This is a genomic window from Eleftheria terrae, from assembly GCF_030419005.1.
Lineage (GTDB): Bacteria > Pseudomonadota > Gammaproteobacteria > Burkholderiales > Burkholderiaceae_C > Caldimonas > Caldimonas terrae.
This window is the reverse complement of the sequence record NZ_CP106951.1, coordinates 2234256-2259962: the sequence shown is the minus strand read 5'-3', so window position 1 is coordinate 2259962 and position 25707 is coordinate 2234256. Positions and strand designations below refer to the sequence as shown.

Here is a 25707-nt window from a genome sequence, read left to right as displayed (position 1 = left end):
CCTGAGTAGGAGACCTCCATGGCCCAGTACACCCCGCCGTTGCGCGACATGCAATTCGTGATGCACGAGGTGCTGAACATCGTCGACGAACTGAAGCAGATGCCTGCGCACGCCGAGGTCGATGCCGAGACCATCAACGCCATCCTGGAAGAAGGCGGCAAGTTCGCATCGGAAGTCATCTTCCCGTTGAACCAGAGCGGCGACGAGGAAGGCTGCACGCTGGACAAGACCACCCACGAGGTGAGCGCGCCCAAGGGCTTCAAGGAAGCCTACCAGCAGTATGTGGAAGGCGGCTGGCCGGCGCTGAGCACCGACCCCGAGTACGGTGGCCAGGGCCTGCCGGTGGTGGTCAACCAGTGCTTCTATGAAATGCTCAACTCGGGCAACCAGGCCTGGACGATGTACCCCGGCCTGTCGCACGGCGCCTACGAGGCCCTGCATGCCCATGGCACGCCCGAGCAGAAGGCGACCTACCTGCCGAAGCTGACCAGCGGCCAGTGGACCGGCACCATGTGCCTGACCGAGCCGCATTGCGGCACCGACCTGGGCCTGCTGCGCAGCAAGGCCGAGCCGCAAGCCGACGGCACCTACAAGATCACCGGCCAGAAGATCTTCATCTCGGCCGGCGAGCACGACCTGGCCGAGAACATTGTCCACCTGGTGCTGGCCCGCCTGCCGGACGCGCCGGCCGGCTCCAAGGGCATCTCGCTGTTCGTGGTGCCCAAGTTCCTGTTCGACAAGGACGGCAAGCTCACCGAGCGCAACAAGATCTACTGCGGCGGCCTGGAGCACAAGATGGGCATCCACGGCAACGCCACCGCACAGATGGTGCTGGACGGCGCCATCGGCACCCTGGTGGGCCAGCCGCACAAGGGCCTGCAGGCGATGTTCGTGATGATGAACGCCGCCCGCCTGGGCGTGGGCATGCAGTCGCTGGGCCTGACCGAGGTGGCTTACCAGAACGCGGTGGCCTACGCGAAGGACCGCATCCAGATGCGCTCGCTGTCCGGCCCCAAGGCCACCGACAAGCCGGCCGATCCCATCATCGTGCACCCCGACGTGCGCAAGATGCTGCTGACCGCCCGCGCCTATGCCGAAGGCGGCCGCGCGCTGGCCATCTGGTCGGCCTTCCAGATCGACCGCGAGCTGTCGCACACCGACGAGGCCACCCGCAAGGAAGCGGCGGACCTGGTCGCGCTGGTGACGCCCATCGTCAAGGCCTTCATCAGCGACAACGCCTGGATCGCCACGTCGCACTGCATGCAGGTCTTCGGCGGCCACGGCTACATCAAGGAGTGGGGCATGGAGCAGTACGTCCGTGACGCCCGCATCAACATGATCTACGAAGGCACCAACACGATCCAGTCGCTCGACCTGCTGGGCCGCAAGGTGCTCGCCGACAACGGTGCCAAGCTGAAGAAGTTCGGCAAGATCGTCGCCGCCTTCGTCGAGGACGAGGGTGTCAACGAGAACATGCAGGAGTTCATCAACCCGCTGGCCGACCTGGGCGACAAGGTCACCAAGCTGACCACCGAGATCGGCATGAAGGCCTTCCAGAACCCGGACGAGGTGGGTGCCGCGGCGGTCGACTACCTGCGCGTCTGCGGCCACCTGGTGTTTGCCTACTTCTGGGCCCGCATGGCCAAGGTGGCGCTGGCCAAGGTCGACTCCGGCGATCCGTTCTACAAGGCCAAGCTGATCACCGCACGCTTCTACTTCGCCAAGCTGCTGCCGGAGACCGCGTCGCTGATCCGCACTGCCCGTGCCGGCGTCAAGCCTTTGATGGAGATGGACGAGGCCTTGTTCTAAGCTGGACCGCCCCCCGGCGGCTCGCGCCCTGCTTCGCGAGCCGCCTGCGTTGCCTACTCTCAAGGAGAACACATGAAACAGCTTCTGGCCCTGCTCGCCGCCGCCCTCGTCTGTGGCGGCGCCGTCGCGCAGGCGTCTCCTGTCGGCCTGTGGAAGACCATCGACGACGGCACCAAGAAGGAGAAGTCGCTGGTGCGCATCACCGAGTCGGCGGGCGTGCTGAGCGGCAAGGTCGAGAAGATCCTGGATCCCGAGGCCAAGGCGGACGCCGTCTGCGAGAAGTGTTCCGACGAACGCAAGGACAAGCCGGTCGTCGGCCTGACGATCATTCGCAACGTCAAGAAAAACGCAGACGATGCGCAGCTCTGGGACGGCGGCGACATCCTCGATCCGAACAACGGCAAGGTCTACAAGGTGAGGCTCAAGCCCGCCGACGGGGGCCAGAAGCTGGAAGTGCGCGGCTATATCGGTGCTCCCCTGCTGGGGCGCACCCAGGTGTGGCAACGCGTCGAATGAGTCTGTGCCGCCGCCTGCGCCTGTCAGGCAGCGGCCGAATACCTAGGAGAATTCCGTGAGTCGATTCCAAGTCCGCAAAGTCGCCGTGCTCGGTGCCGGCGTGATGGGTGCGCAGATCGCCGCCCATCTGGTCAATGTCAAGGTGCCGGTCGTCCTGTTCGACTTGCCCGCCAAGGAAGGGCCGAAGAACGGCATCGTGGCCAAGGCGATCGACAACCTCAAGAAGCTCAAGCCCGCCCCGCTGGGCGTGGCCGAGGACGCCGCGCTGATCGGCCAGGCGAACTACGAGCAGCACCTGGAGCAGCTGCGCGACTGCGACCTCATCATCGAGGCGATCGCCGAGCGCATGGACTGGAAGCTGGATCTCTACAAGAAGATCGCGCCCTTCGTCGCTCCGCATGCCATCGTCGCGTCCAACACCTCGGGCCTGTCGATCACCAAGCTGTCGGAGGCGCTGCCCGAAGAGATCAAGCCGCGCTTCTGCGGCATCCACTTCTTCAACCCGCCGCGCTACATGTACCTGGTGGAGCTGATCCCGACCCCGGGCACGCAGCTGCACATCCTCGACCAGCTCGAGACCTTCGTCACCACCAGCCTGGGCAAGGGCGTGGTGCGGGCCAAGGACACGCCCAACTTCATCGCCAACCGCGTCGGCATCGCCGGCATGCTGGCGACGATCAAGGAAGCCGAGAACTTCGGCCTGTCCTATGACGTGGTGGACGACCTCACCGGCAAGAAGCTCGGACGCGCCAGCTCGGGCACCTTCCGCACCGCCGACGTGGTGGGCCTGGACACCATGGCCCACGTCATCAAGACGCTGCAGGACAACCTGGCCGACGATCCCTTCTTCCCGACCTATGCCACGCCGCCGGTGCTGGCCAAGCTGATCGAGCAGGGCGCGCTGGGCCAGAAGAGCGGCGCCGGCTTCTACAAGAAGGTCGGCAAGGACATCCTGCGCCTGGACCCCGCCAAGGCCGACTACGTGCCGGCCGGCGGCAAGGCCGACGAGATCGTCGGTCGCATCCTGAAGAAGCCGGCCGGCGAGCGTCTGAAGTTGCTGCGCGAATCGAGCAACCCGCAGGCGCAGTTCCTGTGGGCCATCTTCCGAGACGGCTTCCACTACTGCGCGGTGCACCTGGAAGACATCGCCGAGACCGCCCGCGACGTCGACTTCGCCATTCGCTGGGGCTTCGGCTGGAAGCAGGGCCCCTTCGAGCTGTGGCAAGCCGCCGGCTGGAAGCAGGTGGCCGAGTGGATCAAGGAAGACATCGAGTCCGGCAAGGCCCTGAGCAAGGCGCCGCTGCCCGCCTGGGTGTTCGACGGCCGTGACGGCGTGCACACGCCCGAGGGCTCCTGGTCGCCGGCCAAGAAGACCTATGTGCCTCGCAGCAAGCTGCCGGTGTACGAGCGCCAGCTGTTCGCCGAGGACGTGCTGGGCGCCGGCACGGCGGCCGCCGAGACCGCCGGCAAGACGCTGCACGAGGACGACTCGGTGCGGCTGTGGACGCTGGACGACGAGGTCATCATCGCCAGCATCAAGACCAAGATGCACGCCATCGGCCCGGGCGTGGTCGAGGGCCTGCTGAAGGCGGTCGACCTGGCCGAGGCCCAGTACAAGGGCGTGGTGGTGTGGTCGCCGGACGAGCCCTTCTCGGCCGGCGCCGACCTGCAGGCGATGCTGCCGGCCTTCATGGCGGGCGGCTCCAAGGCCATCGAGCCGGAAGAGAAGAAGCTGCAGGACGCGATGCTGCGCATCCGCTATGCCAACGTGCCGGTGGTCTCGGCCATCCGCGGCATGGCGCTGGGCGGTGGCTGCGAGCTGGCCGTCTACTCGGCCAAGCGGGTCGCGGCGATGGAAAGCTACATCGGCCTGGTGGAAGTCGGCGTCGGCCTGATCCCGGGCGCGGGCGGCCTGACCTACATCGCCCGCCGCGCGGCCGAGATGGCGGCGGCCGGCAATGCCGGTGCCTTCCTGCTGACCTTCCTGATCGAAGGTTTCACCGGCGCCGCGATGGCCAAGGTGGGCACCAGCGCGATCGAGTCGCGCAAGCTCGGCTACCTGCTCGACAGCGACATCATCGTGCCGAACAAAGACGAGCTGCTCTACGTCGCCATCCAGCAGGCCAAGAGCCTGTTCGACAGCGGCTACCGCGCACCGCTGCGCCGCACCTTCCCGGTGGCCGGCCGCTCGGGCATCGCGACCATCAAGAACCAGCTGGTCAACATGCGTGACGGCGGCTTCATCAGCCAGCACGACTACCACATCGGCAGCCTGATCGCCGACGTGGTGTGCGGCGGGGAAGTCGAGGGTGGCTCGCTGGTGAGCGAGGAATACCTGATGGCCCTGGAGCGCAAGCACTTCTGCTCGCTGCTGGACAACCCCAAGACCCAAGAACGCATCATGGGCATGCTGCAGACCGGCAAGCCGGTTCGCAACTGATCGCTCGGAGAACGAATCATGAGCAAGCAAATTCAAGAAGCCTACGTCGTTGCGGCCACCCGCACTCCGATCGGCAAGTCCGGCCGCGGCTACTTCAAGAACACCCGTCCGGACGACCTGCTGGTCGCCGCCATGCAGGGCGCGCTGAAGCAGGTGCCCACCCTGGATGCGAAGGCGATCGAGGACGCCATCATCGGCTGCGCGATGCCCGAGGGTGAGCAGGGCCTGAACGTGGCGCGCATCGCCGCGCTGCTGGCCGGCCTGCCCAACACGGTGGGCGGCGTCACGGTGAACCGCTTCTGCGCCTCCGGCATCACCGCGGTGCAGATGGCAGCCGACCGCATCCGCGTCGGTGAGGCCGAGGTGATGATCGCCGGCGGCGTCGAGTCGATGAGCATGGTGCCGATGAGCGGCAACAAGCCCTCGATCAACCCGGCGGTGTTCGCCAAGGACGAGAACATCGGCATCGCCTACGGCATGGGCCTGACGGCCGAGAAGGTGGCGCAGCAGTGGAAGGTCTCGCGCGAGGCGCAGGACGAGTTCGCCCTGCAGTCGCACCTGAAGGCGCTGAAGGCGATCCAGGCCGGCGAGTTCCGCGACGAAATGACCCCGGTCGAGATCGTCGAGCGCTTCCCCAACCTGGCTGATGGTTCCATCACCGTGAAGACCCGTACGGTCGACACCGACGAAGGCCCGCGCCCGGACACCTCGCTGGAGGGCCTGGCCCGCCTGAAGACCGTGTTCGGTGCCAAGGGCAGCGTGACCGCCGGCAACAGCTCGCAGACCTCCGATGGCGCTGGCTGCCTGATCCTGGCGTCCGAGAAGGCGATCAAGCAGTACGACCTGAAGCCGCTGGCGCGCTTCGTCAGCTTCGCGACCAAGGGCGTGCCGCCCGAGATCATGGGGATCGGCCCGATCGAGGCCATCCCGGCCGCGCTGCGCTATGCCGGCCTGCAGGCGTCCGACCTCGACTGGATCGAGCTGAATGAAGCCTTCGCGGCACAGTCGCTGGCGGTGCTCAACACGCTGGACCTGGACCGCTCCAAGGTCAACCCGATGGGCGGCGCCATTGCGCTGGGCCACCCGCTGGGCGCCACCGGCGCCATCCGTGCCGCCACCGTGGTGCACGCGCTGCGCCGCCACAACCTGAAGTACGGCATGGTGACGATGTGCGTGGGCACCGGCCAGGGGGCCGCCGGCATCTTCGAGCGCGTCTGATGCCAAGCGACAAGGGCCGCGGATCGCGGCCCTTGTCGCATCAGGGCCCCGCAGCGGCCGGAAGGTGCGCCGCTGCCACGGTTCGGGCCACCGTTGCCCACGAGCGGCGCCTGCTGCCGCCTCTGCAGCCGATGCCACCCGGCGCCGCGGCCGCACCGCCACCCCGATCAATGCGCCGAGGAGACAACAGCTCATGGAGAAGGTCGAGTTGCGAGCCGGCGACGGCACCCGCATCGCTGCCCGCTTCTACCGCCCCGGGCCGCAGTGCCCGGTGCCTCGAGCGGCCGTGCTGATCGGCCCGGCCATGGGCGTGCGGCAGGACTACTACGCCCCCTTCGCCCGCTGGCTGGCGGAGCAGGGCTGGCTGGTGGCGAGCTTCGACTACCGGGGCATGGGCGACTCGCGGCCGCCCGGCATGGCGCGCAGCCTGCGCGGCTTCGAGGCCGACCTCTTCGACTGGGCCGCCGACTACGACTGTGCCATCGACGCGCTGCGCGCCGCAGCGCCGCAGCTGCCCCTCTACCTGCTCGGCCACAGCCTGGGTGCCCAGTTGCCGGGCCTGCTGCGCAACCGCGACCGGGTCGCCGGCCTGGTGTCGGTGGCTGCCGGCAGCGGCTACTGGCGCGACAATGCTCCCCGCACGCGCCGCATGGTGCTGTATTTCTGGCATGTGGCAGTACCGCTGGCCACCCGGCTGTGCGGCTACTTTCCCGGCCGCCGCCTGCGCAAGGTGGGCGACCTGCCGCGCGGCGTGATCCTGCAGTGGCGCCGCTGGTGCCTGCACCCCGGCTACCATGTGGGCGCCGAAGGCCGGCAGGTGAGGCAGGCCTTCGAGCAGGCGCGCTTCCCGGTCGTTGCGCTGTCGATGAGCGACGACGAGCTGATGACCGAGCGCGGCACGCGGGCGCTGGTGGACTGCTATGCCAATGCGCCGCGCCGCATCGAGCGCATCACCCCGCAGGAGGCCCATGCCCGTCGCATTGGCCACTTCGGCTTTTTTCGGGAACAGTTCGAGGCGACCCTGTGGCGCCGTGCGAGCGAGCTGTTCCTGAGCTTTCCCGCTTTCAACCAGGAGATGTCATGAGCATCAAGACCGCTGTTGTCAACGGCGTGCACACCATCGAGATCGCACGTCCGGAAAAGAAAAACGCCTTGACCACCGCGATGTACCAGGCGATGGCCGACGCGCTCGCGGCCGCCCAGGCCGACAGCGCCGTGCGCGCGGTGCTGATCACCGGGCAGCCCGGCATCTTCACCTCCGGCAATGACCTGGAGGACTTCATGCAGCGGCCGCCGCAGGGCGACGATTCGCCGGTCTTCCAGTTCATGCGCCAGCTCACCGCGATCGAGAAACCGGTGGTCGTGGCGGTGACCGGCGCCGCCATCGGCATCGGCACCACGCTGCTGGCGCATTGCGACCTGGTCTATGCCGCCGACGATGCCCGCTTCGCCATGCCCTTCACCAGCCTGGGCCTGGTGGCGGAGTTCGCCTCCAGCTTCACGATCCCGCTGTACGCAGGCCATGTGAAGGCGGCCGAGAAGCTGCTGCTGGGCGATCCCTTCGGTGCCGAGGAGGCGCAGGAGATGCGGCTGGTCAACGCCATCCTGCCGGCCGGCGAGGTGGTGAACCATGCACGCCGCGTGGCCGAGCGCTTCAACCAGCTCCCGCCGTCCGCCGTGCGCGAGACGAAGAAGCTGATGCGCCGCGCCCACGCCAAGCTGGTGCAGGAAACCATCGTGGTCGAGGGCGAGATCTTCGGCCAGCGCCTGCGCAGCCCGGAAGCACGCGAGGCCTTCCAGGCCTTCTTCGAGAAGCGCAAGCCGGACTTCACCAAGTTCTCCTGAGCGCCTGCGCCACGGAGTGCCGTCATGTGGGGCCTGACGAAGTTCACGCTGTCGCCCTTGTTGGTGGCGCAGGGCCTGCGCGTGCGCAAGCATGCCCGTGTGCTGCCCGAAGCCGACGGGCCGCGCCAGGGGCGGGCGGAACCGGAAGGCGAGGCCGCCGCCCAGGCGCCGGCCCTGAGGGTGCTGGTGCTGGGCGATTCGTCGGCCGCCGGCGTCGGTGTGCCGACGCAGGACGAGGCGCTGGCCGGCCCGCTGGCCCGCGAACTGGCGCAGCGCCTGCTGCGCCCGGTGGCCTGGCAGCTGGTGGCCCGCAGCGGCCTGACGACGCAAGACGCGCCGGCGCTGCTGCGCCAGGCCGCGCCGGCCCGCTGTGACGCAGTGCTCGTGGTGCTGGGCATGAACGACGTGCTGACCCAGGTGCCGCCGGTGCGCGCGGTGCGCGAGCGCGATGCCTTGTGGGTGGCACTGAGCCAGCAATGCGGGCCGGGCCTGGTGCTGTGGTCCGCCGCGCCGCCGCTGGAGCATTTCCAGCTGCTGCCGTGGCCGCTGCGCTCGGTGCTGGGCCGCGACGCGCAGCAGCTCAACCGGGCCCAGGCGGCCTGGGCCCCGTCACGCCAGGTGGTGCACCTGGATTTGCCGCCCGAGCTGGCCGACGGGCAGCTGGCCGCCTCGGAACTGGCCGAGGACGGCTTCCACCCCGGGCCCACCCTCTATGCACGCTGGGCCCGCCATGTGGCCCAGGTGATGGCGCAGCGGCTGCCGCGCCTGCCGCCATCCGACCCTTTCCTGTCGACGGCGGCCTTCGTGAGGCGAGGCTGAACGAGGGCCGGACCAGGCCGCGCCCCGCGTTCAGATGACCACCCGGACCGCCAGGTCGCCGGTCTTGCGCGTGACTTCGATGCCCACGTTGTTGTCGTAGCGCTGCAGCAGCAGATCCACGCTGCCGCCGGCGACCGACAGGTTGCGGATCTTCATCCAGTCCACGAAGGCGGGCAGCCTCGGCGCCTTCAGCACCACCTCCGGCGGTTCGGCATGGAAGTCCAGGCCGAGGCAAGCCTGCACCATGCCGAAGACCGCGGCCGCGGCCCAGGCCTGTGGCGAGCAGGCCACCGGGTACAGGGTCGGCCCTTCGGAGGGGCGGCGCGGGAACCCGCAGAACAGCTCTGGCAACCGGTGCTGGCCGAAAAAGAGACTGGCCTCGAACAGGCCGGTCAGCACGCGCAGGGCTTCCTGGGTGTGACCGTAGCGGGCCATGCCGGCCGCCACCAGCGCGTTGTCGTGGGGCCAGATGGAGCCGTTGTGGTAGGACATCGGGTTGTACCGGGCCTGGCCGCCGGCCACCGTGCGCACGCCCCAGCCGGAGTAGAAGTCGGGATGCAGCAGCCGCTGCGCCATGCGCCGCGCATGCTCGGGCGAGGCAATGCCGGTCCACAGGGCATGCCCGGCGTTGGAGGTGGCGACGCGGCACGGCTGCTTGTGGCCGTCCAGCGCGATCGCATAAGCACCGATCTCGTCACACCAGAAGCTGGCCTGGAAGCGCTCCTTCAGGCTGGCTGCCTCGGCGCGCAGCCGCTCGGCGCGGTCGGTGTCGCCGAAGTGATCGGCCATCTCGGCGGCCAGCACCTTGGCCTCGTAGACATAGGCCTGCACCTCGCAGAGCGCGATCGGCGCTTCGGCCATGCGGCCGTCGGCGTGGAACACCGAGTCGTTGGAATCCTTCCAGCCCTGCTGCACCAAGCCGTCCTTGCTGCGGCGGGCGTATTCGACGAAGCCGTCGCCGTCGCGGTCGCCGTAGCGGTCGATCCATTCGAGGGCGGCCAGCACGTTGGGCCAGATGCCACGCAGGAACTCATGGTCGCCGGTGCGGCGGTGGTAGGCGCCGGCCAGTGCAACGAACAGCGGGGTCGCGTCGACCGTACCGTAATAGTGACCGAACGGGATCTCGCGCGTGTTCGCCATCTCGCACTTGCGCGCCTCGTGCAGGATCTTGCCCGGCTCGGCATCGCGCTCCGGGTCTTCGCACGTGGCCTGCGTGTCGGCCAGGAAGCGCAGCACCCCGCGCGCCAGCGAGGGGTCCATCCAGAGGTACTCGCGCGCGGTGAGGATGCCGTCGCGGCCGAAGGTGGTCGAGTACCAGGGCGTGCCGGCATACGGATAGAGCCCGCTGGGCAGCTGCGTGTTGAGCATCGCCAGGTCCGACGCCGAGCGCTTGAGCCAGAGGTTGACCAGCGGGTTGGACGTTTCGATCTGGCAGGACATGCCGAGCGCGGTACGCCGGGCCGTGTCGTTCTGGCGGAAGGCTTCGTCATAGTGCAGCAGCGTGGGCGCTGCGGCAGCGGTCGCGTCGGTGGCGCCGATGGCTCCCGCGGCCGCCGGCTGGCTGGCCTGCGCCGCGCGCTGCTGCTCGCAGCTGACCACGCAGTACAGGTGCTTCTCTTCCTTGGGTTCGACCTCGATGTCGAACTCGGCCTGGCTGTCGGTCAGCGTGGCGGGCTCGGGGTCGAACACCAGCCGGCTGCGCCGCAGGATGCCGTCGAGCCCGCGGTAGCCGAGCACCGCCTCGCTCGCGGTGCATTCGCTGGGCAGTCGTTCACCGCGCCGCGCCCGCTCCATGCCGCGCACCTCGAAGAGGTCGACGAAATCGGCGTCGAAGTGCAGCGACAGGCGCAGCCGGGCGGTTTCGTCGCCATGGTTGGTGACGCGGATGTGCTCGTAGCAGGCATCGTTCCACAGCAGCTTGGCGCGGAACAGGTGCAGCGTGCCCTTGGGGACGCCGTTGCGCGGCAGGTCCGGATTCATCAGCTCGACGATCAGCAGGCTGTTGTCCTCCTTGACCGCCGAGCCGAGGAACATCGGCCGCACGCCGTCGATCAGCAGCTCCAGGTGCGAGAGGTAGCGGGTGTCCTCGTGGTAGATGCCCTGCTCGCCGGCGCCGAGCGACTGCACGTCGCCAAAGCGGTCGAACAGCACGAAGGTTTCGTTGTGCTTGAGCACATGCGGGTTGTCCTCGGTGCGGGCGGCATGCGCGCTGACATACCACTTGTCGCCGATGCGGATCTTGTCTGTCACGCTGGTCTCCTGGCTGGCTGGGGGCGTCCCGGCGTCTGCAAGACGCCGCGGCCGGCGGCAAGGACGGATCGCCGCAGCGATCACTTCACATGGTTATTTCAGCAGCCCTGGTGCCGGTGCGCTGCTGCGTCCGCGTTCGCATCAGGGTCTGATAGACCTGCAGGTAGTGCTCGGCCATGGCCGCCGAGCTGTAGCGGCGCTCGAACACCTGCCGGCAGGCCCGCCGGTCGATGCGGTCGATATGGCGCGCAGCGTCGATGGCCTCGGCCTGGGTGTTCACCACCCGGCCGGTGATGCCGTCTTCCATCACCTCCGGCACCGAGCCGCAGGCATAGGCCACCACCGGGGTGCCGCAGGCCATCGACTCGATCATCACCAGGCCGAACGGCTCTGGCCAGTCGATGGGGAAGAGCAGGGCGCGGGCCTGGCCGATGAAGTCGTTCTTGCAGCTCTCATCGATCTCGCCGACGAACTCGACCAGCGGATGGCCGAGCAAGGGCTGGATGGTCTGCTCGAAATAGGGCCGGTCGGCCCGGTCCACCTTGGCGGCGACCCGCAGCCGGGTGTTGCAGGCAATCGCGATCTCGATGGCCCGGTCCAGCCGCTTCTCGACCGACACCCGGCCGACAAAGGCGAAATAGTCGTCGGGCTGCGGATGGTAGGTGTAGAGCTCCGGCGGCAGGCCGTGGTACACGGTGGCGCACCAGTTGGCGTCGGGCAGCGGCGCCCGCTGGGCGTTGGAGATGGAGACCACCGGGTGCTCATGGAAATGCCGGTGCAGGGCCACCACGTCGGGCAGGTCGAGCCGGCCGTGCAGGGTGGTCACGCAGGGCGTGTGCCAGTGCCGCACCAGCGGGTAGTGGAGGAAATCGGCATGGAAGTGCACGACATCGAACGAGGCGGCGCGCCGGCACACCTCGTCGAGCTGCACGGTGTGCCAGACGAGCGGGTCGGGCTGGCGGGGATGCAGCCGCAGGCTGCGGTCCACGATGGGCACCAGGTCGGCGGCGGTGACGGAGTCACCACTGGCGAACAGTGTCACCTCGTGCCCCTGGGCCACCAGGGCCTCGGTCAGGTAGGAAACGACCCGTTCGGTCCCGCCATAGCCCTTGGGCGGTACGCTCTCGATGAGCGGCGCCACCTGCGCAATCTTCATGAGGACACTCCGGTGCTGCGGCCTCCCCAAGGCAGCAATCGGCATTCCATAGAAGTGATGCCCGCACAGGCGGCGGGGGCGGAAGCGCCCGGCGTCAGCCCACCGGTGCAGCGGCGTTGCCGGGCAGCGGGCGGGGCCGGCCGTCGCTGTCGATGGCCACGTAGGTGAGGTTGGCCTCGGTCACCTTCACCACCTGGATGTCGGCCGGATTGCGCTCGGCATAGACCTCCACATGCACCGTCACCGACGTGCGCCCGACCCGGTCGACGCGGGCGTAGAACGAAAGCAGGTCACCCATCGACACCGGCTGCTTGAAGACGAACTGGTTCACCGACACGGTGGCGATGCGCCCCTTGGCCAGGCGTGCCGGCAGGACCGAGCCGGCCAGGTCGACCTGGGCCATGATCCAGCCGCCGAAGATGTCGCCATTGGCATTGGCGTCGGCGGGCATTGGCATGACGCGCAAGACGAGTTGCATGTCCTTGGGCAAACTGGCGGGTTGGTTCACGCAGGAAACAGGGCTGGAAGTCGTGTCGGCCATCTGTTGTTCCTCACCTTCATAAAAACGTACACACATAAACTGAATTGTTTCATGATGCGCCGTGACGCCCTGAGCTCGCTCGAAGTTCCTGCCGCTGCCGGCGCTCCCTCCGGGGCGCCGCGCTCGGACTGGGCCACGCTGGCCCGCCTGTTCCCCTACCTCTGGCAGTACCGGTGGCGGGTGCTGGTGGCGCTCGGCTTCCTGGTGGGCGCGAAGCTGGCCAACGTCGGCGTGCCGCTGCTGCTGAAGCGGCTGGTCGACAGCCTCTCGATCGAGCCGGGCGACCCACGCGCGCTGCTGGTGGTGCCGGTGGGCCTGCTGCTGGCCTACGGTGGCCTGCGGCTGTGCACCTCGCTGTTCACCGAGTTGCGCGAGCTGGTGTTCGCCAAGGCCACCGAGGGTGCGGCGCGCAGCATCTCGCTGCAGGTGTTCCGCCACCTGCACAGCCTGAGCCTGCGCTTCCACCTGGAGCGGCAGACCGGCGGCATGACGCGCGACATCGAGCGCGGCACGCGCGGCGTCAACTCGCTCATCTCGTACTCGCTCTACAGCATCATCCCGACGCTGATCGAGGTGGTGCTGGTGCTCTCGCTGCTCGGCGCGAAGTTCGACCTCTGGTTCGCCGGCATCACCGGCGCCGCGCTGGTGGTCTACATCGTCTTCACCGTCACGGTCACCGAGTGGCGCACGCGCTACCGCAAGACCATGAACGAGCTCGACTCGAAGGCCCATACCAAGGCCATCGACTCGCTGCTCAACTACGAGACCGTCAAGTATTTCAACAACGAAGACTACGAGACGCGCCGCTACGACGAGAGCCTGGAGAGCCTGCGCCGTGCCAAGCTGAAGTCGCAGTCCACCCTGTCGGTGCTCAACAGCGGGCAGCAGCTGATCATCGCCACCGCCCTGGTCGCCATGCTGTGGCGCGCGACCGAGGGCGTGGTGGCGGGCCGCATGACGCTGGGCGACCTGGTGATGATCAACGCCTTCATGATCCAGCTGTACATCCCGCTGAACTTCCTTGGCGTGATCTATCGCGAGATCAAGCAGGCGCTGACCGACCTGGAGAAGATGTTCGGCCTGCTGGAGCGCGAGCGCGAGATCGACGACGCGCCCGGCGCGCCGGCGCTGCAGGTCCAGGCCGGGACTGTGCGCTTCGACAACGTGAGCTTCGCCTACGATCCGAGCCGGCCCATCCTGCACGGCCTGAGCTTCGAGGTGCCGGCCGGCCGCAAGGTGGCGGTGGTGGGCCCGTCGGGCGCCGGCAAGTCGACCCTGGCGCGGCTGCTGTTTCGCTTCTACGACGTCAGCGCCGGCAGCATCAGCATCGACGGGCAGGACATCCGCAGCGTGACCCAGGCCAGCCTGCGCCAGGCCATCGGCATCGTGCCTCAGGACACGGTGCTGTTCAATGACACGGTGGAATACAACATCGCCTATGGCCGCCCCGGTGCGACACGGGCGGAGGTGGAGGCGGCCGCCCGGGCCGCCCACATTCACGGCTTCATCGCCGCCACGCCCCAGGGCTACGACACGATGGTGGGTGAACGGGGGCTCAAGCTGTCAGGCGGCGAGAAACAGCGGGTGGCGATTGCACGCACGCTGCTGAAGAATCCGCCCATCCTGATCTTCGACGAGGCCACCTCGGCGCTGGACTCGGCGAACGAACGGGCCATCCAGGCCGAGCTGGCATCGGCCGCGCGCAACAAGACGGCGCTGGTGATCGCGCACCGGCTGTCCACCGTGGTGGACGCGCACGAGATCCTGGTGCTGGACGCCGGCCGCATCATCGAGCGGGGCACCCATGCCCGCCTGCTGGCTGCCGGCGGACGCTATGCGCAGATGTGGGCGTTGCAGCAAAGCGGCAGCGAGTGAACCGCAAGAGGCCCGGCCCCGGGCCGCTGTGCACGCCGGCCGGCCGCGTGGCATGCGGGCGGTCAGCCGGGGCCGGTGGGCTGCTCGCCGCCGGCCTCGCCGGTCTCGCCGGCTTCGCCAGCAGGCGGCTGCTCGCCCTCGGCCGGCGCATCGCCGCGCTCGGACTTGCGCTTGAGCTTCTCTTCCTTCTTGCGCTTCTTGGCCAGCTCGCGCTGGCGCTTCTCGTAGGAGTAGTTCGGAGTGGCCAATCGTTTCCTTTCGGTCCCGCGGCGTGCGCGAGCAGGGGTTGAACGGTGCCCATCCTACTCGCCCTCCGACGCTCTGTGCCAGACTGCGGCCCATGGCTCTCAAATCCACCATTTTCAAAGTTGATCTTCAGATCGCTGACATGGACCGCCACTACTACGCGGACCATGCCCTCACCCTGGCTCGCCACCCTTCGGAAAACGACGAGCGCATGATGGCGCGCGTGCTCGCGTTCGCGCTGTTCGCGAGCGAAGGCCTGGCCTTCGCCAACGGCATGACCACCAACGACGAAGCCGACCTCTGGCGGCGCGACCTGGTCGGCGACATCGAGCTGTGGATCGATGTGGGCCAGCCTGATGAGAAATTGCTGCGCAAGGCCAGCCATCGTTCGCGCGAGGTGGTGCTGTTGAGCTTTGGCCGCACCGCCGAGACCTGGTGGCAGCAGAACCGCAGTGCGCTGGAGAAGCTGGCCAACTTGCGCGTGCTCTACCTGCCGCCCGAATCCAGCCAGGCACTTGCCGGCCTGGTGGAACGCACGATGCGGTTGCAGTGCACGGTGCAGGACGGTCAGGTCTGGCTGGGGCACGAGAAGCAGACGGTGCAGCTGGAGGTGCAGGTCTGGAAGCAGCCGGGCGTCGGGCCGCATTGAGCCGGCCCCCCTGAGCCGGGCCGCGATGCGCTTGCTTGCCCAGAGCCGGTGGGCACTGGGGGGCCGGCCAGGGCGGCCGTGCCAGGCAGCCCGCCACAGGGCACCGGCCGCCCGGCCTTCAGGCGCGCTGCGGCTGGAGCCGGTCCGGCCGCTTGAGCCGCCGCAGCAGGCGCCAGCCGAGCAGCGTGCCGAGCACGGCGGCGTAGACAGCCACTTCCGCGAAGTTGTTCTTGCCGGCGCGCATCCAGAAGAAGTGCAGCACCCCGAGTGGCGCCACCAAGTAGACAAGCCGGTGCAGCGCCTGCCAGCGGGCGGCCCCCAGCGCCTTGATGGCGCGGTTGAAGGACGTGGCGGCCAGCGGCAGCATCAGCAGCAGCGCCAGGAAGCCCACCAGAATGAAGGGGCGCTTGGCAATGTCGCGGGCGATGTCGTCCACATAGAAGCCCATGTCGAACCAGGCATAGGCCAGCAGATGAAGCGCGCTGTAGAAGAAGGTGAACAGCCCCAGCATGCGGCGCCAGCGGGCCAGCGCCTGCCAGCCGGTCCACTGCCGCAGCGGCGTCACGGCAAGCGTCAGGCACAACATTCGCAAAGTCCAGTCGCCCAGCGAGCGGATCAGTGCCTCCGCCGGATTCGCCCCCAGCGTGTTGGATGCTGCCCCGGCAACCAGCAGGGCCAGCGGCAGCAGGCACAGCACGAAGAGGGTCGGCTTGGCCGCCGGGTGGAGCAAGGCTTTCATCGTCGCCGGCTCCCGTTCAGAAGAACTTCCTCAGGTCCATGCCGGCGTAGAGCGAAGCCACCTGTGCTTCATAGCCGTTGAACATCGCGGTGGGGCGCTTGCGCTGGAACAGCCCGTCTTCGCCGATGCGGCGTTCGCTCGCCTGGCTCCAGCGCGGGTGGTCGACCTTGGGGTTGACGTTCGAATAGAAGCCGTACTCCTGCGGCGCCGCGACATTCCAGGCAGTGGCCGGCTGCTTCTCCACCAGCCGGATGCGGACCAGCGACTTGGCGGACTTGAAGCCGTACTTCCACGGCACCACCAACCGCACCGGCGCGCCGTTCTGGGCGGGCAACACCTCGCCGTAGAGGCCGAAGGCCAGCAGGGTGAGCGGATGCAGGGCCTCGTCGATGCGCAGGCCCTCGACATACGGCCATTGCAGCACCCGGCTGCCCACCCCGGGCATCTGCGCTTTGTCCGCCAGGCTGTGGAACTCGACGAACTTGGCCCGCGAGGTCGGCTCGGCGCGCTTGATCAGCTCGGCCAGCGACCAGCCCTGCCAGGGAATCACCATGGACCAGCCTTCCACGCAGCGCAGCCGGTAGATGCGTTCCTCCATCGGAGCCAGCTTGAGCAGTTCGTCGATCGCATAGACACGAGGCTTGTCGACCTCGCCTTCGACCGCCACGGTCCACGGCCGGGTCTTCAGGCTGCCCGCCAGCCGGGCCGGGTCTTCCTTGCCGGTGCCGAACTCGTAGAAGTTGTTGTAGCCGGTGACGTCGTCATAGGCCGTGGGCTTGTCCATCGTGGTCGCACCCGCCACGTTGCTGCGCTGGGACGGCAGGGCGGCGAGCTTGCCGGGCCGGGCGGCGGCAGGCGGCTGCGCGTGCGCGGCGCGCTGCGCCCAGGCCGCCAATGCGGCGCCGGCGCCACCGGCCGCCATCAGGCGCAGCCAGTCGCGCCGCGTTTCGTAGATGTCGCGCGGCGTGATCTCGCTGGCCGCGGGCGTGTCGAAGCCGGGGTTCTTCTTGACGTACATGCTGGGCTTTCACATCAGAGGTGAAGCGTTCGACGGCCTGGACGGTGGCTTGGTTCCTCCGGCAATCTAGGGGGCATCCATTCTGGGCGTCCCCGCCACATCTCCAGCGCTTCGAGCGTCAAGGTGGCATCCGCGGTCTTCTCCTTGCCTGCGCGGGAAAGTAAGTGCAGGCACGTCGAGGGGCGCCGCCCCAGCCCCTTCGCCGCCACCAGCGGCGGTGCGAGACCGCCGTTCAGCGACCCAGATCGTCGTGGAAGTCGGTGTCGATCACGTCCAGGCCGGGCGCGGTCGGCAGGGGGCCGTCGGGCTCGGCCGGCGGCAGGTGCGTGACGGCATCCAGCGCGGCAGGGTCGAACAGCCGCAGCGAGTTGCGGTTGCGGCTGTCGCGGAAGCTCTTGCGGGAGAACAGCTTCTGCTGCGCCTCGGGCGGCAGGTCGGTGATGCGGATGACGTTGCGCGCAATCAGCAGGTCGATCACGTCTTCGAGCACCCGCACGAAGTCGGCGTCCAGCGCCTGGAAGCGCTCGCCTTCGGCATGCGGCCGCATGGGCTTGCGGCCGACGAAGGCTTCCACGTCAGGGTGGTCGTCAGGCAGGAATTCCTGGGTCTGCGGGGTCGGCTCCAGGTGCAAGCTGACGACCACGCCGTGAAGGTTGCGGGCAACAAAAGGCATGGCGGGCGGCGCAGGTGGGCGATCGGGCCACTATACGCCGCTGCTTCACCGGTCGTTCACAACTCCCCGTAGGAGTGAAGGCCGGAGAGGAACATGTTCACGCCGAGGAAGGCGAAGGTCGTGACCACCAGGCCCACCAGCGCCCACCAGGCCGCGACCGTGCCGCGCAGGCCCTTCATCAGCCGCATGTGCAGCCAGGCCGCGTAGTTGAGCCAGACGATCAGGGCCCAGGTCTCCTTCGGGTCCCAGCTCCAGTAGCCGCCCCAGGCCTCGGCCGCCCAGAGCGCGCCGAGGATGGTGGCGATGGTGAAGAAGGCAAAGCCCACCGCGATGGACTTGTACATCACGTCGTCGAGCACTTCGGCGGCCGGCAGCCGGGCGGCGATGCGCTGCCGGCCGAACAGGATGCCCGCCACGACCAGCGCCGAAATGCCGAAGTACACCGCCCAGTAGCTGCCCGAGCCCTCGGCCGTCTGGCGGAACACCATCGGCTCGAAGCACAGCACCACGCCCAGCGCCCACAGCGGCGCCAGCTTGTACCAGCGGGTCTCGCCGGCCTGCTGCTTGATCAGGTAGGCAAAGGCCACCATCGCGGCCAGTGCAAAGGTGCCGTAGCCGATGAAGTTGGCCGGCACATGCAGCTTCATCCACCAGCTCTGCAGCGCCGGCACGAGCGGCTGGATCTCATGGGCACCGCGCTCCAGCGTGTACCACAGCAGGAAGCCCACGGCGGCACTCACCACCAGCATCACGAAGGCGCCCAGCGCCCGGGTGCGGTACTGGTCTTCGTAGTAGAGGTAGAAGGTGGTGGTCAGCCAGCAGAACAGCACGAACACCTCGTAGAGGTTGCTGACCGGGATGTGGCCGATGTCAGGGCCGATCTGGTGGCTCTCGAACCAGCGCACCAGCGTGCCCACCAGCGCCATGCCCACGGCGGCCCAGGCCAGCCGCGAGCCGAGGCGCTCGGCCGTGCCGCCACTGCCGCGGCCGACGTAGCCCAGCCAGTAGAAGATGGTGCTCATGAAGATCAGCACGCTCATCCACAAGATGGCGCTCTGGCTGGAGAGGAAGTACTTGAGCAGGAAGACGTGCTCGGCCTGCGACAGGTCGGCGCCGAAGGCGTCGGCGCTGCGCGAATACAGCGCGATGGCGAGCAGCGCGGCCAGCGAGCTGGCCAGCATCAGCGCCCGCAGCGGCCGCCAGAACCAGCCGATCCACACCGCCAGCGGCATCACGCCGGCCAGGATGGCTTTCTCGTAGCCGTCCATGGCGCCGCCGTAGCGCTGGAAGGCGATGCCGCCGCCGGCCACGACCAGCGCGGCAAACAGCCAGTCGAACCAGCTGCGGCGCCCCAAGTAGCCGGGGGCGTTCAAGTCCAGGGTGGTGGTGTTCATGGTGCCTCCGGCGCCAGGGAATCGGGCAGCAGTGCTGCCTTCAGGGAATCGAATTCGCGATCGACGTCGAGCGTCTTGCGGGTGGACGACAGGGCGGCGGTCAGCCGCGTGCCGCCTGCCTCGGGTTGGAGCCAAATCCAGAGCCGGCGTTCCCGCACATACAGCATCGCGAACACGCCGATCACCAGCAGCAGGCAGCCCAGGTAGACCAGCTTCTTGCCCGGCGCGCGGGCCACCTGGAAGACGCTGGACTGCACCTGCTGGAAGTCCTTCAGCTCGAACAGCATGGGCGCGGGGTAGAGCGTGGCCTCCGACAGGGCGAACACCGACTGGATCATGAAGGCCTGGGTCTTCTCGTCCGACGGCAGCGCTGGCAGGCCGGCGGCGCTGCGCGCGAGCTGCACCAGCTCGTACAGCGAGCCGTTGAGGATGCGCAGCATCACTTCGGAGGTGCGGTTGCGGTCCTGCTCGGGCACCCGTGCTTCCATGTAGTCGGCAATGGCCTGCAGGCCGCCCACCGCGGGCCGGCCCGCCGCCGGCGGCTCGGCGCCTGCAAAGAGGTCGAGCGCGCGCTGGGCCGAGACGCGGAGCTGGTCGGCCAGTTCGGGCTTGTCGTCGGGCAGCGCCACCGCGGCGAAGCGCCGTGCAGCTTCCTCGCGGCGTGCCGGCTCCAGCAGTGCGGCGCGCAGCAGCATCCAGGTCTCGACGCTGTCCTTGTCGTCGGCCGGTATGCGCAGGTAGCGGAAGGCGTCGGCCGGCGTGTCGCGCAGGCCAGCCAGGAAGACGCGCTGGCCGTCGAGCTCCACCGGCAGCATGTAATTGTGGTATTCGCGGGCCTGGCCGCTGGTGTCGCGCAGCTTGTAGGTGATGGACGGGCCGACGTTGTGTAGCGACTTGTCGCCCGGCGCCTTGGCGCCCGAGCCAAGGTGTTTCTCGAGGCGCTGCACCAGGTCGACCTTGCGCACGTCGGTGGTGCCGCTGCCTTGCGGCGCCCCCAGGTTCTCGACGTTGATGACGCGCAGTTCACCGAATTCCAGCGTGAGCTTATCGTCGGTGTTGCTGCTCAGCGCGGTGGAGCCGCCGATCTCGCCATCCACCTCGAACCGCTTGCCGCCGGCCTGCATCGGGTAAGCCAGCAGCTTGAGCTTCGAGCCGCCGTCGCCAAAGCTGGACTGGTAGATGGCGACGCCGCGATGGAAGGCCGGCTCGTTCACCTTGACCGTGTGGGTCACGGCGCGGCCGGTCTCGTGGTCGTGCACCACGATCTCGCTGGCGAACAGCTTCGGCATGCCGGTGTCGTAGTAGTCGACGATGAACTTCTTCAGTTCGATGTCGAACGGCAGCGGCTGCAGCAGGAAGCCGTCGGACTGCTGCAGGATGGCCATGTTGGCGCGCGCGCCCTCGGGCACCTCGACATTGCCGCGGTAGGTCGGGTTGGCGGGGCTCAGCCTGTGCTGCTCGCCGATGTCGCGCAGCAGCACCGAGCCGCCGGCGTAGGGGGTCTTGCCGCTCAGCCACATCTGGGCCCGCACGATGAGGTCGCCGTCGAACAAGCCGCCCAGGCAGATCAGCACGATGGCCGAATGCGCCGCCAGGTAGCCGACCCGGTTGGCTCCGCCCTTCTTGGCCGCCACCATCACGCCTTGCGGGCGCACCTGGGCCCGGGCCTTCCACTGGTTGCGCTGCAGCAGGGCGGTGATGCGGGCCAGCACCTGGTCGGGATGCTCGGCCAGTGTGCCGCTGGCCTTGTGGTGGAAGGCCTGCAGGCTCTGCTCGCGCACATGCTCCTTGTAGGCCTTCAGGTCGTGCAGGATCTTGGGCGTGTTGCGCGCGATGCACAGGCTGGTGGAAATCACCAGGAAGGCCAGGATCAGCAGGAACCACCAGGCGCTGTAGATGGAATACAGGTGCACCACGCCGAACAGCTCCGCCCAGAAGGGGCCGAACTGGTTGACGTAGTTGACGAAGGGCTGGTGCTGCTGGACCACGGTGCCGATCACCGAAGCGATGCAGATCACCGTCAGCAGGGAGATGGCGAAGCGCATCGACGAGAGCAGCTCGACGGCTTCGCGCAGCGCGCGGGATCCGGATCGGACCTCAAGACCGGTGGTGGGGGCGGACATGGGTGCAGATTATCGAGCGGCGGCCCCGGCCGGACCTGGTGATCCGTCAAAGCCGCAATGCAAAAGGCGGGCATCCCTCCCGGGGCCCGCCTTTTTCGTGGTTCGTGAGCCTGGCCGCGCGGCGGCCGGGGATCAGTGCAGGCCGGCGATGTAGTCGGCCACCGCCTGGATCTCGCGATCCGACATCTTGGAGGCGATCGCAGTCATCTGCGCGTTGTTGGTCCGGCCACCGGCTCGGAAGGCGTTCAGCTGGGCCAGGGTGTAGTCGGAATGCTGGCCACCCAGGCGCGGGTACTGCGACGGGATGCCGCTGCCGGCCGGGCCGTGGCAGGCCGCGCAGGCCGGCACCTGCTTGTCCGCGATGCCGCCGCGGTAGATCTTCTCGCCCAGCGCGACCAGGTCCTTCTGCTTCGCGAAGCCCGGCTTGGCGTGCTTCTGGCCGTAGAAGGCCGCGACGTTCTTCATGTCCGCCTCGCTCAGCGCCGAAGCGAAGCCCTGCATCACCGGGTTCTTGCGCTTGCCGGCCTTGAACTCCGTCAGCTGCTTCACCAGGTACTCGGGGTGCTGGCCTTGCAGGATGGGATTGGCCGGGCTGCCCCGGGAGCCGTCCGCCGCATGGCAGGCTGCGCAGACCTGGGTGGCAATGGCCTCGCCCTTGGCGAGATCGGGCTTGGCCGGGGCGTCAGCCGCCACGGCAGGTACCGCTGCAAATGCAGCCAGCAGCAGGGAAACGATCGTTTTCATGACGTGGAGGGATTTGTGGGCGGAATGCAAAACCGCGGGATTTTACAATGCGCTCCACGATGTCCGACTCAAAACACACCGGTGCCCCCGTTTCCGCCCGCCAGACGGCCGATCCACAGGCCAAGATCGCGCTGGGATGGGCCCACACCGCGCGCTTCCTGACCACTGCGAGCAAGCTGGACCAGCTGCCGCAGCACGAGTTGCCGGAGATCGCCTTCGTTGGCCGGTCCAACGCCGGCAAATCGACCGCCATCAATACGCTGACGCAGAAGCGCCAGCTGGCCTATGCGTCCAAGACGCCCGGCCGCACGCAGCACATCAACCTGTTCGAGCTGGGCCCGAAGGCCCAGGCCGACGCGGTGTTCGCCGACCTGCCGGGCTACGGCTACGCAGCCGTGGAGCGCTCCGCCAAGCTGCGCTGGCAGGAAGTGATGGCCAACTACCTCGAGGTGCGCCGCAGCCTGAGCGGCGTGGTGCTGCTGGCCGACCCGCGCCACGGCATCAAGGACCTCGACCACCAGCTGCTGCAGTTCGTCGCGCCGCGGGTGAGCACCGGGCAGGTCAAGCTGCTGCTGGTGCTGACCAAGGCCGACAAACTCAACCGCAAGGAGCAGGGCCAGGCCCTTCGCGATGCGCAGGAGGCGCTTCGCGAGTTCGTCACCGACGAGTCCGACGTGGGCATCACCTTGTTCTCGGCCCTGAACAAGACCGGCCTGGACGACCTGGCGACGCTGCTGTACGGCTGGACCCATCCGGCCGCAGGCGAGCCAGCGGCCGGCGCCACGCCGCCCGAAGCGTCGCCTACGTGACGCCGCGCCCGCCAGGGCACACCGATACTCGGCGGGTCTGCCAGACCGGAGCCCGCCGATGACAGCCACTCCCATCGAGACCTTCTGCGTCGAGCTGCCGCACGGCATCCGGCTGTCCTGCCGTGCTGCCGGCCCCCCGCAGGCGCCGGTGCTGCTGTTGTTGCACGGCTTCCCCGAGGCCGCCTTTGCCTGGGACGAGGTGATGGGCCTGCTGGGCGGGCAGTTTCGCTGTGTGGCGCCGAACCTGCGCGGCTATGCGCCGTCGTCCAGCCCGGCGGAAGTCTCGGCCTACCGCGCGCGTCACCTGGTACAGGACATCGCGGCGCTGATCGATGCGCTGGGCGCACCGGTCAGTGGCCTGGTGGCCCACGACTGGGGCGGCGCACTCGCCTGGAACCTGGCGGCGCAGCATCCGCAGCTGCTGTGGCGGCTGGCCATCATCAATTCCCCGCATCCCGCGACCTTCCTGCGTGAGCTGAGGCACAACCCGGCGCAGCAGCAGGCCAGCGCCTACATGAACTTCTTGTGCCGGCCGGATGCCGAGGCCTTGCTGGCGGAGAACGACTTCGCGCGGCTGTGGCCGTTTTTCGGGGCGCCACCCGGCGGCGCGCCCTGGCTGACCGAGGCGCTGCGCCAGCAGTATCGCGAGGTCTGGCGGGCAGGGCTGAGCGGTCCGCTGAACTACTACCGCGCCTCGCCGCTGCGGCCGGCAACGTCCGAAGACGCTGCCTTGTCCCAGCTTGTGCTCGATCCGGCCCAGGTGACGGTGCGTGTGCCCACGCTGGTGGTGTGGGGCGAGGCCGATGTCGCGCTGCCGCCTGCGCTGCTCGATGGCCTGGACGCCTATGTGCCGCAGATGCGGCTGCAGCGCGTGCCCGGTGCCGGCCACTGGATCATCCACGAGCAACCGGCCCTGGTGGCCGATGCGCTGCGCGAGCATTTCGGCGGGCGCTGAACGAGGCCCGCGCAGGTCTCAGCCGAACTGCAGGATCTCGCGCGCGACGGCCTCCAGCGGCACGCTGCGCTCCACCGCGCCGCGGCGCACGGCCTCCTTCGGCATGCCGTACACGACACAGCTGCGCTCGTCCTGCGCCAGCGTGCGGGCGCCGGCCTGGCGCATCTCCAGCAGGCCGGCGGCGCCGTCGTCGCCCATGCCGGTCATGATGATGCCCAGCGCATTGGCGCCGGCAGCCTTGGCGGCCGAGCGGAACAACACGTCCACCGAGGGCCGGTGCCGGTTCACCGGCGGCCCGTCCACCACGTCCACCGCGTACTGCGCGCCGTTGCGGCGCAGCACCAGGTGCCGCCCGCCAGGGGCGATCAACGCCCGTCCAGGCAGCACGCGGTCGTTGGGCTGGGCTTCCTTGACGGCGATCTCGCAGAGCGCGTCGAGCCGCGCCGCAAAGGCGGCGGTGAATTTCTCCGGCATGTGCTGCACGATGACCAGGCCCGGGCTCACGCGCGGCAGCGCCGTCAGCACCTCCTCCAGCGCCTGGGTGCCGCCGGTGGAGGTGCCGATGGCCACCACACGCTCGGTGGTCTGGGCCAGCGGCCGGCCGGTGGCGGCGGGCAGCACTGCATCGGCGCTGAGCTTGGCGGTGCTGGGGCCTTCGCGGACGGCCAGGCGCCGCACATTGGCGCGGGCCGCCGCACGCACGGTGGCGACCAGCTGCTCGCCGGACTCGCTCAGGAACTGCTTCAGGCCCAGGCGGGGCTTGGTGACGATGGCCACCGCGCCGGCGGCCAGTGCGTCCATGGTGGTCTTGGCGCCCTTCTCGGTGAGGGTGGAGCAGATCACCACCGGCGTCGGCCGCTCCTGCATGATGCGGCGCAGGAAGCTGATGCCGTCCATGCGCGGCATCTCCACGTCCAGCACGATCACGTCGGGCCAACCGGCCTTCAGCCGCTCGATCGCCAGCAGCGGGTCCGAGACCGCGCTGCAGACCTCGATGCCGGGGGCTGCATCGAGCAGGGCCGACAGCACCTGGCGCACCACCGCCGAATCGTCGACCACCATGACCTGAATGGGCTTCATAGCTTGCGGTAGATCGAGGGAGCCACCTGCTGCACGTTGTCCACCACGCCCGACAGGCTTTCGGAGTGCCCGATGCACAGGTGCCCGCCGGGCCGCAGCGCCGACAGCACCCGGGTGGCCACCTCGCGCTTGGTGGTGCCGTTGAAGTAGATCATCACGTTGCGCAGGAAGACCAGGTCGAACGGGCCCAGCTGAGGCAGGGCCTGGTTCAGGTTGACTTGCAGGAACTGCACGCGGCTGCGCAGCTCGCGCGTGACCAGCAGGGTGCCGTCCTGGGGGCCGACGCCCCGCAGGCAGAAGCGCTTGAGGTAGGCCGGCGGGATGTGGCGGGCGCGCTCCATCGGGTAGTGGCCGGTGCGGGCGCGCTGCAGCACCCGGCTGCTGATGTCGGAGCCCATCACCTCCCAGGCCCGGCTGCCCATGCAGTCGGCCAGCACCATGGCGATGCTGTAGGCCTCCTCGCCGCTGGAGCTCGCGGCGCTCCAGACCCGCAGCGCACGGCCCTCGGCGGCCGCCCGGCTGGCCATCTGGCGCAGCAGCTCGAAGTGCTTGGGCTCGCGGAAGAAGTAGGTCTCGTTGGTGGTCAGCAGGTCGACTGCCGTCTGCACCTCGTCGTCCGCCTCCCCGCTGGCCAGCAGCTCGAAGTAGGCGCCGAAGCTGTCGAGCTGGCGCGCCTGCAGGCGCTTGGCCAGCCGGCCGGACACCAGCGCCTTCTTCCCAAGCGACATCGTGATGCCGGCCTGCTCGAAGATGAAGCGCTGGAAGCGGCTGAATTCCTGGTCTGACAGTGCGTGCACGACAGCGCTCC

The 25707-nt window shown here is 68.5% G+C and carries 23 protein-coding genes; 11 read left to right on the top strand and 12 right to left on the bottom strand.

Translation table 11 applies throughout. The features are described 5' to 3' along the window. The first annotated feature begins 18 nt into the window (after positions 1-18). The 7 genes from N7L95_RS09850 (at position 19) to N7L95_RS09820 (ending at position 8647) form a co-directional block, all read left to right on the top strand. Positions 19-1809 carry an acyl-CoA dehydrogenase C-terminal domain-containing protein gene (locus N7L95_RS09850; protein WP_301259644.1) on the top strand — a complete coding sequence of 597 codons (1791 nt, stop codon included), beginning with the start codon at positions 19-21 and terminating at the stop codon, positions 1807-1809. A 72-nt stretch (positions 1810-1881) separates the two neighbouring features. Next, entirely contained in the window at positions 1882-2325 is a 444-nt protein-coding gene (locus N7L95_RS09845; RefSeq protein ID WP_301259643.1) for a DUF2147 domain-containing protein, read from the top strand. 55 nt (positions 2326-2380) lie between these two features. Further along, a complete protein-coding gene (locus tag N7L95_RS09840) occupies positions 2381-4765 on the top strand; it encodes a 3-hydroxyacyl-CoA dehydrogenase/enoyl-CoA hydratase family protein (protein ID WP_301259642.1) in 2385 nt (794 codons plus the stop codon). Positions 4766-4783: 18 nt separating this feature from the next. Continuing rightward, entirely contained in the window at positions 4784-5983 is a 1200-nt protein-coding gene (locus tag N7L95_RS09835; protein WP_301259641.1) for an acetyl-CoA C-acyltransferase, read from the top strand. A gap of 193 nt (positions 5984-6176) precedes the next feature. Continuing rightward, a complete protein-coding gene (locus tag N7L95_RS09830) occupies positions 6177-7067 on the top strand; it encodes an alpha/beta hydrolase family protein (protein WP_301259640.1) in 891 nt (296 codons plus the stop codon). Beyond that, positions 7064-7828, top strand: coding sequence for an enoyl-CoA hydratase (locus N7L95_RS09825; RefSeq protein WP_301259639.1), 765 nt, complete (start codon positions 7064-7066; stop codon positions 7826-7828). The genes N7L95_RS09830 and N7L95_RS09825 overlap by 4 nt, the downstream gene beginning before the upstream one ends. A gap of 24 nt (positions 7829-7852) precedes the next feature. Beyond that, on the top strand, positions 7853-8647 hold the full coding sequence (locus N7L95_RS09820; protein ID WP_301259638.1) for an SGNH/GDSL hydrolase family protein: 795 nt from the start codon (positions 7853-7855) through the stop codon (positions 8645-8647). A 30-nt stretch (positions 8648-8677) separates the two neighbouring features. On the opposite strand, the gene N7L95_RS09815 is transcribed toward N7L95_RS09820, so the two are convergent. The 3 genes from N7L95_RS09815 to N7L95_RS09805 form a co-directional block, all read right to left on the bottom strand. Further along, positions 8678-10897, bottom strand: a complete 2220-nt coding sequence (locus N7L95_RS09815) for an amylo-alpha-1,6-glucosidase (RefSeq protein WP_301259637.1) — start codon at positions 10895-10897, stop codon at positions 8678-8680. Between the two features lie 85 nt (positions 10898-10982). Beyond that, a complete protein-coding gene (locus tag N7L95_RS09810) occupies positions 10983-12053 on the bottom strand; it encodes a glycosyltransferase family 4 protein (protein WP_301259636.1) in 1071 nt (356 codons plus the stop codon). 94 nt (positions 12054-12147) lie between these two features. Next, positions 12148-12594 carry an acyl-CoA thioesterase gene (locus tag N7L95_RS09805; protein WP_301259634.1) on the bottom strand — a complete coding sequence of 149 codons (447 nt, stop codon included), beginning with the start codon at positions 12592-12594 and terminating at the stop codon, positions 12148-12150. A gap of 54 nt (positions 12595-12648) precedes the next feature. Here N7L95_RS09805 and N7L95_RS09800 point away from each other — a divergent pair, with 54 nt between their 5' ends. Then, positions 12649-14469, top strand: coding sequence for an ABCB family ABC transporter ATP-binding protein/permease (locus N7L95_RS09800; protein ID WP_435870096.1), 1821 nt, complete (start codon positions 12649-12651; stop codon positions 14467-14469). Between the two features lie 62 nt (positions 14470-14531). Here the strand turns inward: N7L95_RS09800 and N7L95_RS09795 are convergent, their stop codons facing one another. Beyond that, a complete protein-coding gene (locus N7L95_RS09795) occupies positions 14532-14717 on the bottom strand; it encodes a hypothetical protein (RefSeq protein WP_301259632.1) in 186 nt (61 codons plus the stop codon). A 92-nt stretch (positions 14718-14809) separates the two neighbouring features. Here N7L95_RS09795 and N7L95_RS09790 point away from each other — a divergent pair, with 92 nt between their 5' ends. After that, a complete protein-coding gene (locus tag N7L95_RS09790) occupies positions 14810-15364 on the top strand; it encodes a YaeQ family protein (RefSeq protein ID WP_301259631.1) in 555 nt (184 codons plus the stop codon). 118 nt (positions 15365-15482) lie between these two features. On the opposite strand, the gene msrQ is transcribed toward N7L95_RS09790, so the two are convergent. From msrQ to N7L95_RS09760, 6 genes are all read right to left on the bottom strand, one after another. Beyond that, positions 15483-16103 carry a protein-methionine-sulfoxide reductase heme-binding subunit MsrQ gene (gene msrQ, locus N7L95_RS09785; RefSeq protein ID WP_301259630.1) on the bottom strand — a complete coding sequence of 207 codons (621 nt, stop codon included), beginning with the start codon at positions 16101-16103 and terminating at the stop codon, positions 15483-15485. Between the two features lie 16 nt (positions 16104-16119). Then, positions 16120-17121, bottom strand: coding sequence for a protein-methionine-sulfoxide reductase catalytic subunit MsrP (gene msrP, locus N7L95_RS09780; protein ID WP_301259629.1), 1002 nt, complete (start codon positions 17119-17121; stop codon positions 16120-16122). Positions 17122-17353: 232 nt separating this feature from the next. After that, on the bottom strand, positions 17354-17794 hold the full coding sequence (locus tag N7L95_RS09775; protein WP_301259628.1) for a hypothetical protein: 441 nt from the start codon (positions 17792-17794) through the stop codon (positions 17354-17356). A gap of 56 nt (positions 17795-17850) precedes the next feature. Continuing rightward, a complete protein-coding gene (ccsB, locus tag N7L95_RS09770; protein WP_301259627.1) occupies positions 17851-19188 on the bottom strand; it encodes a c-type cytochrome biogenesis protein CcsB in 1338 nt (445 codons plus the stop codon). Continuing rightward, positions 19185-21311, bottom strand: a complete 2127-nt coding sequence (locus N7L95_RS09765; RefSeq protein WP_301259626.1) for a cytochrome c biogenesis protein ResB — start codon at positions 21309-21311, stop codon at positions 19185-19187. The genes ccsB and N7L95_RS09765 overlap by 4 nt, the downstream gene beginning before the upstream one ends. Before the next feature lie 132 nt (positions 21312-21443). Next, entirely contained in the window at positions 21444-22055 is a 612-nt protein-coding gene (locus N7L95_RS09760) for a c-type cytochrome (protein WP_301259625.1), read from the bottom strand. Positions 22056-22114: 59 nt separating this feature from the next. Here N7L95_RS09760 and yihA point away from each other — a divergent pair, with 59 nt between their 5' ends. Next, on the top strand, positions 22115-22864 hold the full coding sequence (gene yihA, locus N7L95_RS09755) for a ribosome biogenesis GTP-binding protein YihA/YsxC (protein ID WP_301259624.1): 750 nt from the start codon (positions 22115-22117) through the stop codon (positions 22862-22864). Positions 22865-22922: 58 nt separating this feature from the next. Beyond that, positions 22923-23819: an alpha/beta fold hydrolase gene (locus N7L95_RS09750; protein ID WP_301259623.1), complete on the top strand. Its 897-nt coding sequence runs from the start codon at positions 22923-22925 to the stop codon at positions 23817-23819. Positions 23820-23837: 18 nt separating this feature from the next. Here the strand turns inward: N7L95_RS09750 and N7L95_RS09745 are convergent, their stop codons facing one another. Further along, the gene (locus tag N7L95_RS09745; RefSeq protein WP_301259622.1) at positions 23838-24899 is read right to left on the bottom strand and encodes a protein-glutamate methylesterase/protein-glutamine glutaminase; all 1062 of its coding nucleotides are present in this window, start codon (positions 24897-24899) and stop codon (positions 23838-23840) included. Continuing rightward, on the bottom strand, positions 24896-25696 hold the full coding sequence (locus N7L95_RS09740) for a CheR family methyltransferase (protein WP_301259621.1): 801 nt from the start codon (positions 25694-25696) through the stop codon (positions 24896-24898). The genes N7L95_RS09745 and N7L95_RS09740 overlap by 4 nt, the downstream gene beginning before the upstream one ends. Between the last annotated feature and the right edge of the window lie 11 nt (positions 25697-25707).